Consider the following 15014-nt stretch of genomic DNA (forward strand, 5'->3'; position numbering starts at 1 on the left):
GACATGCCTCGATGGCCCGTTTTTCCAATCACAAGATGGCGGACTATATTACTTGTGGCAATTTGTCGGGATTATCAGACGAGAATATGGGTGCACCATGGCCGCCCTGATCGTGTTATCATTGATGGCAGCCAGACAAACCGCGAAGCGATCATCTTCTCGACGAGCTCACCTATCCGGACGCCCGCGCTTCCCGACAAAATGTTGAGGATCTTCTGATGTCGCGTAGAGCTGAATGTTATTTGGTGTCTCGAGTCGTCGGTTTGATCTGTCATCGGATATTGCGCAAATTCTAACCTGTTTTGTCAGCCTCGGTTTCTATCGCAAAGAGCTGACCGGTACCACCTCAAACGACTTCGTTTCAGCAATCACCACAGTACCGATGTACCGCAAGAAACCGCACAGCCGCATAGCTGAAGTGATTTCGAGTTCTCATCTGACAGACATCCCCGATGTTTGCCGCCGACACGCTGATTAGTCGTATCGACACGCAGTCGCTGCTGGGGCCGGTTACTTTCTCAGGGTATTCCACCACGCCGACATCGGTACGCAGCAAGGTGGCGTTATCGGCCCACTGCTCGCCAATATCGCCTTGCACGGCATAGAAGCCACGGTTGGTGTGAAATACATCAGTCGCGGCGACAATGTCGGCAAGCGGTGGGCAACCATGACGCACAATCGTCGACGTCACCAAGGACACGACCAGGCTTTACGCCAGCGACCATGACGTTTTCCTGTTTCTGTTGGATGACACCCACCCGATCGAAACGGGGCGACTGCCGAATGGAGAGCCGGGCCCTTCCAGAATTATCTCTTTCGTCGCTGGAACGAAGGATGTCACAACGGTCGACAGCTTATGTCGGAGGTTATAACTCAGGGGTTCAAAGGGAGCCGTGCGACCGTTACCGATGGACCGTAGCCCTGAAGAAGCGGCTCTCACGAGATGCTCCTAGGAACGACCTCTGCAAAATCGCCTATCTGCGGCGGTAGGCAATTTATTGCACGCCCAACAACAATGTAGGCTTGGCGCCGTGCGGTCAGAAGCCACGGACCCTATGCTCGATCGAAATCGCAGATGGCTTGCACCAAATGTTCGCCGCCAATTTGAGGCGCCCTGGAATTGTCGATCTGCAAAGCCCTTTCGCCATTGACCGAAACTTGACTGTTTCTCAGAAGGCGCAGTATAATCGCATCTTTCGTCTCGCGGCCCCGTGCCGCAAGCCTTTGAGCGCGAATTGCGGGTGGAACTGTGATGCTTAGGACGAGTAGGTCTGGATAGCGTTGACGGGCCACTTCCAGCATGGCGCGCGAGACGTTGGCGACAACGACATCGCCGCGTTCCAGCCATATGTCAATTTCTGATGATATGCCGTAGCGGTGACCATGGGCTTGCCAGTGGAGAGCAAACCCTCCCCGGACGACACGCCTTTCGAATTCGTCGTCTTGAACGGCCTCGTGGAATTCGCCTGTTGTCACCGGGCGGTTGATGATACGGCGAACAAAGTGAACGCCGGGATCATCTCTGAGGCGCATTCGAGCGTAATCAATCAGAGTGTCTTTGCCCGCGCCGCTCGCACCGACAACCAATACCAGCTTTCCAGCGATCGGGCTCATAAGGCTTTCCCATGAACCCGCTGGACGGACAATTGTGGTCCTCTGAGTGGGAAGGTCAATCGCACATAAAACACGGATGTCGGGTTGTCCTGGACGAAAAGTGACAGGGTGTTCAACCTGTAGTCCTCATCGAGATGGGTTTTAAAGATCGCGGTAAGACGCTCTCGTGTTTTGGGCTGAAGCGCCGCAGACAGGCGATCGCTCAGGGTCAGATGAAACCTGAAGCGATCAAGGACGTATGGGTAACCCCAACACACGAGGTTGTTGATCTCGATCTCGTCCAGGGACCGATCCATGCGCCGCTGAAGTTCAGCCTCGTTCATCGGAGCCCTGAAGCGATCGAACTCCTGGACAACGCGCGAGGCGAAGCCACGCAGGGCCGGCGACGGAAAAGCTGGAACAAGAGCAAAGAAGCCATCGATCAGACCGATCCGCAGCGGGCCGATCGGGCATGAGGGGCAGACGGCTGCGAAAGTTCGCAGAGCGTCTTCCAATGCCACGAGCGAGCAATCGCTTGCCAACCGGAAGGGGGCCTTCAACGTCGCATGGAAGCCGTAGCGGTAGGGCTCGGACACTGGTTCTGTATATGCCTTAAGCGCGCTCGGGTTGGTGCTCTTATCAAATGCGTCGCGCCCGAGCCATTCAAAGGCAGCCTTCGTCAGCGGGTGGTTCCGGCCTGGCGTATAGTAGATCGCATAGCGAGGGGAGGGAGCGCCAGGCACTATAGCCCCCTGACGCTGCCGTCGGACCAGATCTTGCGGCCGCCGCGGATTGTTGCGCGTAGGCGCGGCATGCTGCCCCGCTCGGCAACGACCAGATCGGCACGTAAACCTTCGGCGATGCGGCCGCGGTCGGCAAAACCAAGCGCCTTAGCTGGATTGGCCGTTGCCAAGGCCACGGAGGCGGGAAGCCCGCCGCTGCCGATGTCGCTGAGCGCCAACAGGGCCGGAAGAATAGCGGAGGGATGGTAATCGCTGGCGAGGATATCGAGGACGCCGTGTTCATAGGCTTCGCGGGCCGACAGGTTGCCTGAGTAGGAGACGCCGCGCAGCGCGTTAGGCGCCCCCATGGCCGTCGCCAATCCCTGCCTCCTCGCTTCGGCGGCGACCTCGAACGTAATCGGGAATTCGCTGATCGCCGCGCCAAGACCATGCATCAGTGCCACCTTTTCGAGCGTGTCATCATCGTGGGATGCCAGCGGTACCGCGCGCGTTCTTGCCAGGTTTGCGAGATCCGTCACCACATGCATACTGTCGCCGCCGGCGGCGTTGTCAGACATACGCTTCCTGACGAGCTCTGCCGCCGCGCTTTCAATGATCCCATGCTGTTTCGCCACGTGGGCAACATGTTTTTCGATGTCGCGATACTGACCTTGGCCAGGTGTGTGGTCCATCAAAGAAATCAGTCCGACCGCACCGGCGTTCAGCAGCCGTTCCACTGTGGGCAATGCAGATGGAAACGTGACTTCAATTCGCGCATGGACATGGTGATCGACGAGAAGCTCATCTCGCATGCCAGTAAGCGCACCAATCATCGCGCACGTGTGTTCGATAGAGCGAATATTTCCATAGATCTCCGGCTGAAACGACAGCGCCGCGAAGGCAGTCGTCACACCGCAGGAGGCGAGTTTTCGGTCGAGATCGTAGATCCCGAGCGCGAGCGGCATGCGCACGTTGACGCGTGGCTCGACTTCCTTCTCTATCATATCGCCGTGCATATCGACGAAGCCGGGCAGTAGAAGTCTACCATTGCCTTCGACGGCCGCGTCGGCAACCGGCCTTTCCTTGATTTCGGCGATGACCCCGCCTTCGATCCTCAATGCGCCTTGCTCGATAACGCGATCTTCAAGGACGATCTCAAAATTATTCAACCACATGATCTTGTTCCGTTGCTGGATGCACGAAGCTGTCACCGACCTTGTCCCGACCGTCGGCAACCAGCTTCCTTGTTCAGGCGAGAGGTTCGCGCGCTTCAGCGCTCGCCGTCCTCGACCCTGATGGCCTTCAGGTGGATTTCGCGGTCGATGAGGTCGGCCACGTCTTCCGGGTGGTGGAACACGCCAATCATTGCGACGCCGGCTGCCTTGAGTTCGGTTAGCCGGTCGACCAGTGCTCTGCGAGCGTCGCGGTCAAGCGACGCGGTCGGCTCGTCGAGCAGCAACAGGCGCTGCGGCAGGATGAGCGCGCGGGCGAGGTTGACCTTCTGCTGCTCACCCCCGGAGAAGGTTGACGGATAAGCGGCCCAAAGCTGCTTCTTCACACCGAAGGCATCCAGCCAGCGGCGTGCCTCGACAAGGGCTTGCGCATGCGGGGTACCTGCCTGCCTGAGCGGTTCGGCGACGACCTCTTCGGCCGCGACACGTGGCCGGGCATTGAGGAATTGGGTGACGAAGCCGATTTCCCGGCGACGCAACATGGCAATATCGACATCGGCCGCCGAGGCAAGATCGATGATGCCTTCGCGGGTGTGATAAAACACGTGACCGGCGCGCGGCAGGTAAGAGCGATAGAGCGTACGCAGCAGCGTCGACTTGCCGGCGCCATTTTCGCCTTTCAGCAGGATGAATTCACCTTCGCCAAGTTCGAACTGGATGTTTTCGAATGCGAAGAGCGTACGCTTGAGGTGATGCATCTCGAATTGCTTCGAGAGGCCGTCGACACGGAGCACAAGCGCCGATGTCTTGGGAGTAGAAACCTGGATGTTCATATCGATGTCTTCCCTCAAAGCTCGGCGTGAACGAGCTGCTGGGTGTAGGCGTGTTGCGGATCCTGGAAGATCTGGTCGGCCAGACCTTGTTCGACCACCAAGCCGCGGCGCATTACCATGACCCGGTCGGCCATGGTGCGGATGACGCCGAGATCGTGCGACACCAGCACCATCGTGATTGCCCGGTCGCGCTGCAGCCGCTTCAGCGTATCGAGCACAAGCGCCTGAACGCTGACGTCGAGGCCGGTGGTCGGTTCGTCGAGCAGTAGCACAGCGGGCTCCAGTGCAATGGCCTTGGCGAGTTGGACGCGCTGCTGCATGCCACCGGACAGTTCGCACGGCGTGGCATCCATCCGTTCGGTCGGAAACTCCGACGCTGCGAGGGACTGGCGTGCCCGTTCGCGCAGCTCGGCGAAGTTACGATTTCCGGCAATCAGCAGGCGTTCGGCGACATTGCCGCTGCTCGTGTGGTTCATCAACAGACCGAGATGCGGGTTCTGGTAGACGATTCCGATATGATGGGCGCGCAGCATGCGCCGCTCGAAGCGGTCGAGGTCAAAGAGGTTGCGATCTTGGTGACCTGGCAGCACAAGGTTATAGGACCCCGTATCCGGCGTGTCTTCCAGGTTCATCATCCTGAGCAAGGTCGACTTGCCGGAACCGGACTCGCCGACGATCCCAAGCACCTCGCCGGGATAGACCGTGACATCGACGCCACCGAGCGCCTTGACGTCGCCGAAGCTCTTCGAAATTCCGCGCATGGTCATGATCGGCTCGGCCAGCATGAGCCGCGGCGGCTGGCGTTTAGGAACCGCCGGAGTATCCACATTAAGCGCGGTCATCAGTCATCCTTCCGTTCTTGTACCAGGTGTCGCCGATCTCGACCGGCTCGCCTTCCGCCTTGCGGATGTGCTTGATGCCGAAATGGCTGTCGGAGAGTTCATAGGCCGAGGAGCCGTCTTCCTGCGGCAGCTCATTCACGAAGTAGCCAGTGACATTGCTGCGGTAGCAGGTCTTGTCGTGGTGATCCTCGACGCGATAGGGCACATCATCGAAAACAAGCGGTTCGACTTTTGTGTAGGGGGGGACGGCGTAGAGCCGTTTCTCGCGTCCGGCGGACAGGATGGTGAGGTGGTCCGCCTGATTGAGCTTCGGCACATCCCAGCGCGGGATGGGCGAGGGCGTGATCACATAGCGGCCGTTGACGAGACTGGGATACTCTGCGCCCTGCATAATGCGCCCGGACTTGACGAGCTGTTCGTAGAGGACGAGCCAGAGCTGGCCGTAGTCGGCGTCGCCATGCATGTCGCGTGCAATCGATATGTCCGGCTGCACGGGGCGTAGCGGCTCCGGATTTGGCACCTGCAGCACGAGCACCTGATCCTCCCGGAGCTTTTCCTCCGGAATGCGATGGCGCGACTGGACGATCGTGGCTTTGCCCGTGTCCTCGGTTTCGACTACGCCCCCGACGCGACCGAAGAACTTGCGAATGCTGCTGGCATTGACGGAATCGTCCGCACCCTGGTCGATCACCTTGACGACCGAAGCCGGTTTCAAAAGCGTCAGTGTCACCTGCAGACCGCCGGTCCCCCAACCGCGCGCCATCGGCACCTCGCGGCTCGCATAGGGTACCTGACAACCTGGAATGGCGATGGCTTTCAAAATGCGCCGGCGCAGTTCGCGCTTGGCGGATTCATCGAGGAAGCCATAGTTGAAAGCAGCCCACGGCTTGGTCAGTTCTTGGAGCTTCACAGCGCCACCTCCTGTTCTTTGGTTGGCAGTTTCTTTGCGCCGGTCGCAGCGGTTGCAGCGTTACCGTTCGCCTTGGCGTCACGGATTGCGTCGAGAGCCGATTGGAACGTGACGTAATGCGGTAGCTTGAAATGAATGCAGAAGCCTGAGCTTTCGACCGGCTCGGTGTGGTAGAGCACGAATTCCTCGGTGGAGGCGGGATGAGCATCAGGCCGGGTAGAGGCGAGATCGAGGGCCGCCGCGGCAATGACCTTGACCTCGTTCCAGCCGAAGGTGGCCGAGAAGCCAAGCTCCAGGCTCTTCGACTTGGAGATGATCTCGGCCTGGCTAACACGCACGCGGCCAGCGCTGAAGACTGTGCCGCGCGGGTGGCGCAGCCGTACCGGAGCTTCGCCAAGACGCAACTCATTGACCGTTGGGTGGACATCGCCATAACCGCGCATGGTTGAATAACCAAGCGCCAGCGTGCCGCCGGTATCGGCTCTCGCCAAGCTTTGCAGCTTATGGGCTCGGGGTGCTGGGAATAGCAAAGGTTCACGCGTCAGATCAGGGATTTTTTCTGGCGAGACTGTTTCGACCGGGTGATCAGCGATCAGCCCTTGCGCCTTTTGCCAGTCCGTCAAGGAGGGTTGCGTTGCGGGTGCAGGTTCAGCGGCCGGGATGACCGGCTCGGGCGTGTAATCTTCTCCCATCAACACGTGGACCTGCAGCAAGCGGTGCGAATAGTCCAGGGTCGGCCCAAGGATCTGGCCACCCGGAATGTCCTTGAAGGCCGCTGAGACGCGACGAACCGTGAAGAGGTCCGGCTGCGTGACGGGCTCGGCGATGGCGATGCGCGGCTGTGTCGTGCGGTAGGCACGCAAGAGCAGGACTGCTTCATAAAGGTCGCCGCCCGCCTGGGCGAGCGCAAGTGCCGCCAAATCCGGTTCGTAGAGCGAGGCTTCGCCCATGAGGCGGTCGACAAGATAGGGAAAATTGTCACGAACAGTCTCGACTCTGTCCCTGGTAATGGTTCCGAGATCGCTGCGGAACAGCCGCTCCGCCTGTTCGATAGCGTGTTCTCCGCCACGGGTTGCCACATAGGCCATCAGAGCACCTCGATTTTGGTGGAACGGGGAAGGCCGATGACATCGTCGCCATCGACAAGATAGACGTCAAAGCCAAGCGGGTAGCGGATCGCCCTCTCGCGCATCTGCCAGAACGAGGGATCGATGCCGTCAACGGCGATCGTCAGGCTGTCTTTGATGCCGGGGCCGGTCAGGCGCAGTCCCTGCCCGAAGCCGAAGCGGGCCGGTGCGAATAATGTGGCTGCTTCGTCCGGATAGGCGAGCGTGCCGGTGCGCAAGACTGCGTGCCTGGAGACCTTTTCTTCCGTGTCTATCACGGTGAACACATATTCGGCTTCACTGAGCGAAACGGCACGCGCGCCACTCCGCTTCAAGGCGTGTTCAAATTCGACATCGTCTTCGACATGGAATGAGCATTCACGATCGATCAGGCTTTCGGCCATTGCTGCCAGTCCGCCGGCGGGCAGCGTGCGGACGATACCGGGGCGGCTGAGCGCCCACATCATCTCCTCGAAGGTGGCATTGGTCCGACTGTCATCCGCTGTCGGAAGAAGAGAAAGTGTCATTAGAATGTCTCCATCTGCACGCGGGTCGCCTCGACCTTCCTCAGCCGTTCCCGGTCGCAGTCCGCGTGGTGGCGCTGCTCCGTCTGAAGAAACTCGAGGATCGGCTTCGCTGGATGGCCTGCGGCGATCGCGGCATCGATCACCGCCATCGCCATGGCATGTTCGAGATCGTGGCCGACAACCGCACCGTAACCTTCCACCCCGCGGCCTGGCACTTGTATGTGCGCTTCGGCAACGAGGACTTCGCCGAGATGAAACGCAGTGCCTTGGACCGTGTCCTGATAGGGCAGCATGGCAAGCCCCGTCCGGTTGTTGATGACGGCGACGTCGCCGATGTCGTCGAGGATCTGCTCGGCGACGGCCTTGATTTGAGCCGGGCGGCTGGCGGCGAGAATCTCGAGCGCCTGGCCGTGATGATAGTTTCCGATGACCGGATTACCGGCCGAGAGGTCAGTCATTGCTGGGTCCTTCTTCAAGGTATGTCGTCGGCGCCGTCGTTGACGTCGGTTGGAATGGCATCCCCCGCGAAGGAGGGAGTAGAGCAGTGAACGTCTCCCCAATCAGCACGCCGCCGGCTAAACAAGAACCTGATCGGGCGTCGTGTTGATCATATTCGTCACGGAGAAGCCAACCGCGATGCATTCGGATAGGCTGGAAAGACATTCGAATGTTTGTCGTTTACCTCGCTTACATGACAGCTTTGTGTCAAGCCGAAAAAATTCGCACTCTCCCTATTTTTCGGTTAAAGACCGTAGGCGCAGCGGTAATGTCGGGCTCCTGTACTTGAAAGAACGTCCGAAAATCGCTATGACATTCGAATGTTTGAGGTAATCAGGCGGATGGATATGGAAAAAAAACTGCGGCATGGACAATGGCAAGAAGTTGAAAGTTCGCTCGCCGAGGACATCTTGACAGGCCGCATGCCGCCAAAAGCGCAAGTTCCCACAGAGACCGATCTGATGCAGCGTTTCGAGGTTGGGCGTCATACCGTGCGACGCGCGGTCGCAAGCCTTGAGCGCCGGGGTCTGGTCCAGGTGGAGCGCGGCAGAGGCACATTCGTGCGGGACGCGCGCCTCGACTATCGGCTTTCCGATCGCACCCGTTTTTCTCAGAATCTTCTGGATCAGGGCAGAGAGCCGGTTGGCCAGGCGATTCACGAGGAGATTGTTGCCGTATCGGCCGCAATCGCGGAAGCTTTGAGGCTACCGGTTGGCGAACCCGTCTACCATATCGTCCGACTGGGATTTGCCGATGAAGAGCCCATCAACTATTCGCATGCCTTTTATCCCGTGCAGCGCTTTCCTGGCTTCGACGAGGCCCGGCGGAGCGGACGAAGCGTCACCCATATTCTCGCCGAATATGGGGTGCCGGACTATCTTCGGCTGCGCACCGACCTCATCATCCGCCTGCCAACGAGGGAAGAAGCCCGGCAGCTGTCACAGTCCATAACCCAGCCAGTCGTCGTGACCAAGAAGACCGACGTTGATCTGAAAGGCGTTCCCGTCGCTTATTCGGAGTCGGTATGGCCAGGCGAACGCGTACAGTTCTCCATCGACAATACCAGCAAGCTTCTCGACATATTGGCGCGCAACAGCAACGACTGAGGCGATGGCCGGACGGCCCAATGACGGCCGACATATTGGCGGGGCGCCCGTGCTCGGTGGCGTCGTCGGCGTGAGTGTCATTGCCGCCGAGGCATCATCATGATGCCAAACAACTGTCGAAAACGCCAATCTCCGCGTGCCTCTCGACTGCCAAATTTTTCCAGGCTTGTCTGAGGCTTAGCTTTGTCGCGCAAACTGTCAACGGTCTGAAGATCGTTCTCGCCATTCCCACATAGTCAGCCATAAGTGGGCATCAATTCACACAAACACACAAAACCTGTCATCCGGTTGTCATGGAGCGCTGCCAAAAGGTCACCAACTCTACTGGAGGTGACGATGACCAAGTTTGAACTGACAAGACGTAACGTTCTGGCCGGCGCACTCGCTGCAACTGTCTCGGCGAGCACAGGATTTAAAGTCACGCAAGCCCATGCGGCCGGAACCGCCCGAAAGGCTTTGCGTGTCGGAATGTCCGGATATCCGCGCACGCTTGATCCCGTGATTGCCACTGACACCGCAATCCGGCGTGTCGTGCCGCAGCTCTTCGATACGCTGATCACGCGTGAGCAGAATGCCAGCATGGCACTGAAGCCAGGCCTTGCGGAGCGTTGGGAGCGCATCGATGCGCAGTCCCTGCGATTCTTCCTACGTCAGGGTGTCGTCTTTCACGACGGTGGCCCGTTGACGGCGGACGATGTTGCCTTCAGCCTTGGGCAGGATCACTTGCTCGGCCCTGGCCGCAAGGGCGCGACGGAAGCACTCGCCATGCTGGATGGCATTGATCGCATCGATATCGTCGATGCGCACACGGTGATCGTGCGTACGAAGGGTCCGGATGCCCTTCTCGAGCAGCGTCTGGCGGCCTGGGGATCGGAAATTGTCTCCAAGCGCGCCTTTGATGCGGCGGGTTCCTGGGAGAAGTGGACGGCGGCGCCTGTCGGTACCGGCCCCTATCGCTTCGTCAGCCAAAAGCTCGATGTCAACGTGGTCCTGGCGCCCCACGATGCTTACTGGGGTGGCCGCCCCAGCTTCGAAAGCATCGAATACCGCATCATCCCCGAGCTTGCGGCCCGCGTGAACGGCCTTTTGGCCGGTGAGCTCGACCTCGTCACCGATATTCCGCCGGACCAGTTCGCCGATGTCCGCAAGCGGGCTGAGCTTGAGATCACGGGCGGCCCGGTTCAGAACATTCGCACGCTTGTGCTCGACAAGACCGATCCGATCCTGAAGGATCCTCGCATCCGCAGGGCAATGAGCCTCGCGATTGACCGAAAGCTGCTGGTCGAAACCCTGTGGGATAATGCGCTCCCAATTCCGAACGGCTATCAGCTGCCGACTTACGGTGCGGGCTACATTGAGGATTTTCCAGCCTTTGCCTACGATCCGGAAAAGGCTCAGGCGCTGCTCAACGAAGCAGGCTATAAGGGTGAAGAGATCACCTACCGCCTCCTCAACAACTATTATCCGAATCAGGTCTCGGGCGCCCAGGCAATGATCGCGATGTGGCGCGAGGTTGGCCTGAACGTAAAGATCCAGATGATGGAGAATTCGGGGCAGCTTAAGCAGAAGCCGGTTCACGCAATCTTCGACAGTTCCAACACTGCCTTGTTTCTCGATCATCTCGGTCACCCGTGGTGGGAGTATGGGCCGTACGGCGCCTGGACGCAGGCCGGTGTATGGGAAAACCAGGAGTATTTTGCGCTCGGCGCGAAGCTTAGGGAAACCGTTGAGCCGGAACAGCGCCGACCGATCATTCGCCGGATGCTCGAGATCATCCATGACGTGGATCCGCCGAGCATCGTCCTGCACGTTTCAGGGCAATTCTATGCGAAGCGGAAGGATCTGCCCTGGCTGCCGGGGCAGACTCTCGAGCTCAATTTCGGGCCTTCGAACCCCGGTCTGACGAGGACGTAAGGCGGATGACGGACGATCGCATAACATCGCTCACCGAGCGGGGCGCTTCCAAACTGGGAGCGGCCCGTCACCAGAGCATCCTGGCGATGATCTCCCGCGGTGAAATCCTCGCGGTCGGTGAGCTTGCGAGCCGCTTTGGCGTCTCGCAGGAGACCATTCGCCGCGATATCCGGGCTTTGGAAGACGCCGGAATGCTCAAGCGCATCCATGGCGGGGCGGCTCCGGCGGGAGCCGTCGACCTGACGGCGCGGCGGCCGGTCATGGAGAGGCTGTCCGTGGACCGCGAGGCAAAGGCCCTCGCGGCCGTAGCGGCGCTACCGTTGTTCGAAGAGGGTATGAATGTCTTCCTCGGCGGCAGTTCCACCATGGCGTTGCTCGCTGACGAATTGGCCCGCAACGGACCTGCAATGTCGGTAACCACGAACATGATCGATATCGCAACCGTTCTTTCCGCCACCGAGCGCTTTGCCGTTACCCTTCTCGGCGGCGTCATGAATGCCATGACGCGGACATTGACCGGACCCGACATGTTACGCGGTCTGGAAACGCGCGTCTTCGACCTCTCCGTCTGCGGTGCGAGCGCAATCAACCCCAAGCATGGTTTCCTTGGACCATCCGAAGGCCATACCGCCATCGGCGCGGCTCTTGCCTACCGTTCCAGGCGGCTCGCCTTTGTGGCTGATGCGGGCAAGTTCGCGCGCCTCGATGCACATGTCATGCAGCCGCTGAACAAGGTCGATGTCCTGGCGACCGACCAACCACCTCCTGAAGAGGCGGCGGCCGCGCTGCGCAATGCTGGAATTGCAGTGTTGCTGCCGCAGGAACTGGATGAAGCCTTAAACGACCGGAAGGAGCAGCGATGACTTTCCACGCCTTTAACCCCTCCAACCCGCCGATCGTCGAGATTTCTGATCTGCGTGTTGCTTTCGATGCGACGCCGGTTCTGCGCGGGATCGATCTGACCATTGCCCGTGGCGAGGCAGTCGGCATGGTCGGCGAAAGTGGCTGTGGGAAATCCGTGACCTGGCTGGCCGCGCTCGGTCTTCTGCCGAAGCGCGCCAGTATCAGCGGCAGCGTTCGACTTGACGGTGAAGAACTGCTTCATGCCCCGAGGCGGCACCTGGAACAGGTGCGCGGCGGTCGCATCGCCATGGTCTTCCAGGATCCCGTGAGCGCGCTGAACCCGGTCCATAAGGTCGGCGATCAGGTGATCGAAGCGCTCAGGCTTCATCGCGGCCTCAAGGGTGCGGCGGCCAGGTTTGAGGCCCTGCACCTGTTCGATCAGGTCGGCATTCCCGACTCCGCCCGCCGCCTTGGAGCCTATCCGCATGAACTTTCCGGCGGCCAGAACCAGCGTGTCATGATCGCCATGGCGCTTGCCGGGCAGCCGGATGTGTTGATCGCCGACGAGCCGACGACCGCTCTCGACGTGACCATCCAAGCGCAGATCCTCGACTTGTTGCAGCAGGTGCGGCGCGATACCGGCATGGCGCTGGTCCTGATCTCGCATGATCTCGGCGTCATCGGCGAGGTGTGTGACCGCGCGCTTGTCCTCTATGCCGGCCAGGTTGTCGAGGAAGCGCCGGTCGACCTTTTATTCTCACGTCCTTCGCATCCCTACACAAGCGGACTTCTCGCCGCCCTTCCACGCATCGATGGCCCGCGCAAGACTCTTGCGACCATCCCCGGGATCGTCCCGCATCCGAGTGAGTTGGCGTTCGGCTGCGCATTTGCACCGCGTTGTCATCAACGCGCGCTGATCTGTTCAACAACTGAGGTCAGACTTCCCGTCGGCGGGCAACAACTGCGGCATCGGTCCGCATGCCTGCTCCACGGCTCGACGCCGGCGCGACCCGAGGTCGCTCTGGCATGAGCGCCGCCGCGATTATCAAGGCGGACGGGCTGGCGCGCCGCTACACGAAGCAACGCGGCCTGTTTCGGAAACCGCAACTGGTTACGGCCGTCAAGAACGTTTCGTTAAGTCTTGCGCGCGGCGAAACCTTGGGACTTGTCGGCGAATCCGGTTGCGGGAAATCCACGACCGGACGTCTTCTGGTTGGCCTGGAGCAGGCCGATGCCGGTTCGATCGCGTTTGACGGTGAACGGCTCCCGCAAGCCTCCGATCAGGCCTGGAGACGGCTGAGGATGCGAATCCAGATGGTCTTCCAGGATCCGCTCGCAGCACTCGACCGGCGTTGGACCATCGGCGCCCAGGTTGGAGAGCCGCTTGACATCCACGCCATCGGGAAAAAGGGCGATCGTCCCGATCGTATCAAGGCACTCTTGGCGGATGTGAGACTGCGTGCCGATCATGCCGCACGTTATCCGCACGAGCTCTCTGGCGGTCAGCGCCAGCGCGCGGTGCTGGCGCGCGCGCTGGCAAGCGATCCCGATCTTCTGGTCTGCGACGAGCCGGTTTCGGCTTTGGACGTCTCGATCCAGGCGCAGGTGGTCAACCTCCTGACTGAGCTGCAGGAAAAACGAGGCCTGGCGATGGTCTTCATCAGCCATGATCTGCGTGTCGTTCGTCAGGTCAGTCACCGCATCGCGGTCATGTATCTCGGCGAGATCGTCGAAGAGGGCTTGCCCGACGATGTTCTCCACGAACCGTTGCATCCCTATACCCGCGCGCTGGTCTCCGCAGTTCCGCAAGCGGTCAGGCGCTCCGAACGCATAATCTTGCAGGGTGACCCGCCGGACCCGGCGGCAAGACCGAGCGGCTGCCCCTTCCATCCGCGCTGCCCTGTGGCGCGTCCGCTCTGTGCCGAGCAGGCACCGGAATTGCGCGATGTCGGTGGTTCAAGAAATGTCTCCTGTCACTTTGCCGAAGATGACGCCCGGAAAGTAAGATAATGCTCCACTTCATCCTCATACGCCTTGCGCGCGCGTTGTTGACGATCCTGATCATGGTCACCTTCGCATTTGTTGTCCTGCGCGTGTCGGGCGACCCGGTGCTTGCCTTATTGTCACCGGAAACGCCTGCCTCGGTAGTCGAAGCCTTCCGACAGAGCTGGGGACTCGATCAGCCCCTATGGGTGCAGTACCTGCGCTATCTGCTCGCAATCGTGCATGGTGATCTCGGTCAATCGATGCGCGACGGGCGTGCTGCCGTCGTCGTCGTGGCTGAGCGTATCCCGATCACGCTTCTTCTCACGGTGCCCGCCCTCATCCTCAACATCGCAATCGGTATTCCTGCGGGTATTCTCGCTGCACTGAAGCGCGACAGCTTTGTCGATCGAGCTGTCATGACCAGCGCAATCGCCGGCTTTACAGTGCCGTCCTTCGTGCTCGGCCTGCTCTTGGTTCTGGTGTTTGCCGTCGAGCTTCCCTGGCTGCCCTCAGGAGGTGCCGGTAGCATCCAGCAAATGATCCTGCCGGTGGTGACACTCGGCGTCGGCGGTGCCGCCGTTCTCGCGCGCTTTACCCGCAGCGCCATGCTGGAGGTGCTGGGCGAAGCCTATATCCGCACCGGTAGCGCCAAGGGTGTTGCGTGGCGGCGTGTCATCAGTGGACACGCCTTGCCGAATGCGGCCATTCCGATCCTCACCATCATCGGTTTCATGATCGGCAATCTCATCGCCGGCACTGTGCTGGTCGAAAGCGTGTTTTCCTGGCCCGGGCTCGGAAGCTTGCTTGTGGTCTCGGTCATGAGCCGCGATCTTGCCGTCGTGCAGTGCATTTTGTTGTTCGTCGCAGCAGCAATGATCATTGCCAATGTTCTCGTCGATCTCCTCTACGGAGTGCTCGACCCACGTCTGCGTGGCACTGGCCGTGCGTCCGGAGGTGCTTGA

The 15014-nt window shown here is 60.1% G+C and carries 15 protein-coding genes and 1 pseudogene; 7 read left to right on the plus strand and 9 right to left on the minus strand.

From position 1 onward, the window contains the following. Positions 1-655: 655 nt before the first annotated feature. A pseudogene (locus LB462_RS14050) lies at positions 656-794 on the plus strand (DUF932 domain-containing protein); the annotation flags it as partial. Between the two features lie 259 nt (positions 795-1053). Here LB462_RS14050 and phnN read toward each other — a convergent pair. The 9 genes from phnN to LB462_RS14095 form a co-directional block, all read right to left on the minus strand. Further along, positions 1054-1614, minus strand: a complete 561-nt coding sequence (gene phnN, locus LB462_RS14055) for a phosphonate metabolism protein/1,5-bisphosphokinase (PRPP-forming) PhnN (RefSeq protein ID WP_224508871.1) — start codon at positions 1612-1614, stop codon at positions 1054-1056. After that, positions 1611-2336, minus strand: coding sequence for a DUF1045 domain-containing protein (locus LB462_RS14060; protein WP_224508873.1), 726 nt, complete (start codon positions 2334-2336; stop codon positions 1611-1613). Before LB462_RS14060 ends, phnN begins: the two co-directional genes overlap by 4 nt. Beyond that, a complete protein-coding gene (locus tag LB462_RS14065) occupies positions 2336-3511 on the minus strand; it encodes an alpha-D-ribose 1-methylphosphonate 5-triphosphate diphosphatase (protein WP_370637175.1) in 1176 nt (391 codons plus the stop codon). Before LB462_RS14065 ends, LB462_RS14060 begins: the two co-directional genes overlap by 1 nt. 74 nt (positions 3512-3585) lie before the next feature. Next, complete coding sequence (locus LB462_RS14070; RefSeq protein ID WP_224508878.1) at positions 3586-4320, minus strand: phosphonate C-P lyase system protein PhnL; 735 nt, start codon at positions 4318-4320, stop codon at positions 3586-3588. Positions 4321-4334: 14 nt separating this feature from the next. Next, positions 4335-5162 carry an ATP-binding cassette domain-containing protein gene (locus tag LB462_RS14075; RefSeq protein WP_224508880.1) on the minus strand — a complete coding sequence of 276 codons (828 nt, stop codon included), beginning with the start codon at positions 5160-5162 and terminating at the stop codon, positions 4335-4337. Next, the gene (locus LB462_RS14080; RefSeq protein ID WP_224508882.1) at positions 5149-6072 is read right to left on the minus strand and encodes an alpha-D-ribose 1-methylphosphonate 5-phosphate C-P-lyase PhnJ; all 924 of its coding nucleotides are present in this window, start codon (positions 6070-6072) and stop codon (positions 5149-5151) included. The genes LB462_RS14075 and LB462_RS14080 overlap by 14 nt, the downstream gene beginning before the upstream one ends. Continuing rightward, positions 6069-7160, minus strand: coding sequence for a carbon-phosphorus lyase complex subunit PhnI (locus LB462_RS14085; protein ID WP_224508884.1), 1092 nt, complete (start codon positions 7158-7160; stop codon positions 6069-6071). Before LB462_RS14085 ends, LB462_RS14080 begins: the two co-directional genes overlap by 4 nt. Further along, on the minus strand, positions 7160-7705 hold the full coding sequence (gene phnH / locus LB462_RS14090) for a phosphonate C-P lyase system protein PhnH (RefSeq protein ID WP_224508886.1): 546 nt from the start codon (positions 7703-7705) through the stop codon (positions 7160-7162). The genes LB462_RS14085 and phnH overlap by 1 nt, the downstream gene beginning before the upstream one ends. Further along, positions 7705-8163 carry a phosphonate C-P lyase system protein PhnG gene (locus LB462_RS14095; RefSeq protein ID WP_224508888.1) on the minus strand — a complete coding sequence of 153 codons (459 nt, stop codon included), beginning with the start codon at positions 8161-8163 and terminating at the stop codon, positions 7705-7707. Before LB462_RS14095 ends, phnH begins: the two co-directional genes overlap by 1 nt. A 387-nt stretch (positions 8164-8550) precedes the next feature. Here LB462_RS14095 and phnF point away from each other — a divergent pair, with 387 nt between their 5' ends. The 6 genes from phnF (at position 8551) to LB462_RS14125 (ending at position 15014) form a co-directional block, all read left to right on the plus strand. Beyond that, positions 8551-9309: a phosphonate metabolism transcriptional regulator PhnF gene (gene phnF / locus LB462_RS14100; RefSeq protein WP_224508890.1), complete on the plus strand. Its 759-nt coding sequence runs from the start codon at positions 8551-8553 to the stop codon at positions 9307-9309. A 336-nt stretch (positions 9310-9645) separates the two neighbouring features. Beyond that, positions 9646-11223 carry an ABC transporter substrate-binding protein gene (locus tag LB462_RS14105; protein WP_224508891.1) on the plus strand — a complete coding sequence of 526 codons (1578 nt, stop codon included), beginning with the start codon at positions 9646-9648 and terminating at the stop codon, positions 11221-11223. Positions 11224-11228: 5 nt separating this feature from the next. Continuing rightward, positions 11229-12086: a DeoR/GlpR family DNA-binding transcription regulator gene (locus LB462_RS14110; protein ID WP_224508893.1), complete on the plus strand. Its 858-nt coding sequence runs from the start codon at positions 11229-11231 to the stop codon at positions 12084-12086. Then, a complete protein-coding gene (locus LB462_RS14115; protein WP_224508895.1) occupies positions 12083-13096 on the plus strand; it encodes an ABC transporter ATP-binding protein in 1014 nt (337 codons plus the stop codon). Before LB462_RS14110 ends, LB462_RS14115 begins: the two co-directional genes overlap by 4 nt. Continuing rightward, on the plus strand, positions 13093-14076 hold the full coding sequence (locus LB462_RS14120; protein WP_224508897.1) for an ABC transporter ATP-binding protein: 984 nt from the start codon (positions 13093-13095) through the stop codon (positions 14074-14076). The genes LB462_RS14115 and LB462_RS14120 overlap by 4 nt, the downstream gene beginning before the upstream one ends. Then, positions 14076-15014: an ABC transporter permease gene (locus LB462_RS14125; protein ID WP_224508898.1), complete on the plus strand. Its 939-nt coding sequence runs from the start codon at positions 14076-14078 to the stop codon at positions 15012-15014. Before LB462_RS14120 ends, LB462_RS14125 begins: the two co-directional genes overlap by 1 nt.

This window comes from Phyllobacterium chamaecytisi (genome assembly GCF_020164455.1).
GTDB classification, from domain to species: Bacteria; Pseudomonadota; Alphaproteobacteria; order Rhizobiales; family Rhizobiaceae; genus Phyllobacterium; species Phyllobacterium chamaecytisi.

Excerpts from the sequence above, each read along its gene's own strand:
- phnN (WP_224508871.1), bottom strand. The coding sequence starts at position 1,614 with ATGAGCCCGATCGCTGGAAAGCTGGTATTGGTTGTCGGTGCGAGCGGC.
- LB462_RS14070 (WP_224508878.1), bottom strand. The coding sequence starts at position 4,320 with ATGAACATCCAGGTTTCTACTCCCAAGACATCGGCGCTTGTGCTCCGT.
- LB462_RS14075 (WP_224508880.1), bottom strand. The coding sequence starts at position 5,162 with ATGACCGCGCTTAATGTGGATACTCCGGCGGTTCCTAAACGCCAGCCG.
- LB462_RS14085 (WP_224508884.1), bottom strand. The coding sequence starts at position 7,160 with ATGGCCTATGTGGCAACCCGTGGCGGAGAACACGCTATCGAACAGGCG.
- phnH (WP_224508886.1), bottom strand. The coding sequence starts at position 7,705 with ATGACACTTTCTCTTCTTCCGACAGCGGATGACAGTCGGACCAATGCC.
- LB462_RS14095 (WP_224508888.1), bottom strand. The coding sequence starts at position 8,163 with ATGACTGACCTCTCGGCCGGTAATCCGGTCATCGGAAACTATCATCAC.
- phnF (WP_224508890.1), top strand. The coding sequence starts at position 8,551 with ATGGAAAAAAAACTGCGGCATGGACAATGGCAAGAAGTTGAAAGTTCG.
- LB462_RS14105 (WP_224508891.1), top strand. The coding sequence starts at position 9,646 with ATGACCAAGTTTGAACTGACAAGACGTAACGTTCTGGCCGGCGCACTC.
- LB462_RS14110 (WP_224508893.1), top strand. The coding sequence starts at position 11,229 with ATGACGGACGATCGCATAACATCGCTCACCGAGCGGGGCGCTTCCAAA.
- LB462_RS14115 (WP_224508895.1), top strand. The coding sequence starts at position 12,083 with ATGACTTTCCACGCCTTTAACCCCTCCAACCCGCCGATCGTCGAGATT.
- LB462_RS14120 (WP_224508897.1), top strand. The coding sequence starts at position 13,093 with ATGAGCGCCGCCGCGATTATCAAGGCGGACGGGCTGGCGCGCCGCTAC.
- LB462_RS14125 (WP_224508898.1), top strand. The coding sequence starts at position 14,076 with ATGCTCCACTTCATCCTCATACGCCTTGCGCGCGCGTTGTTGACGATC.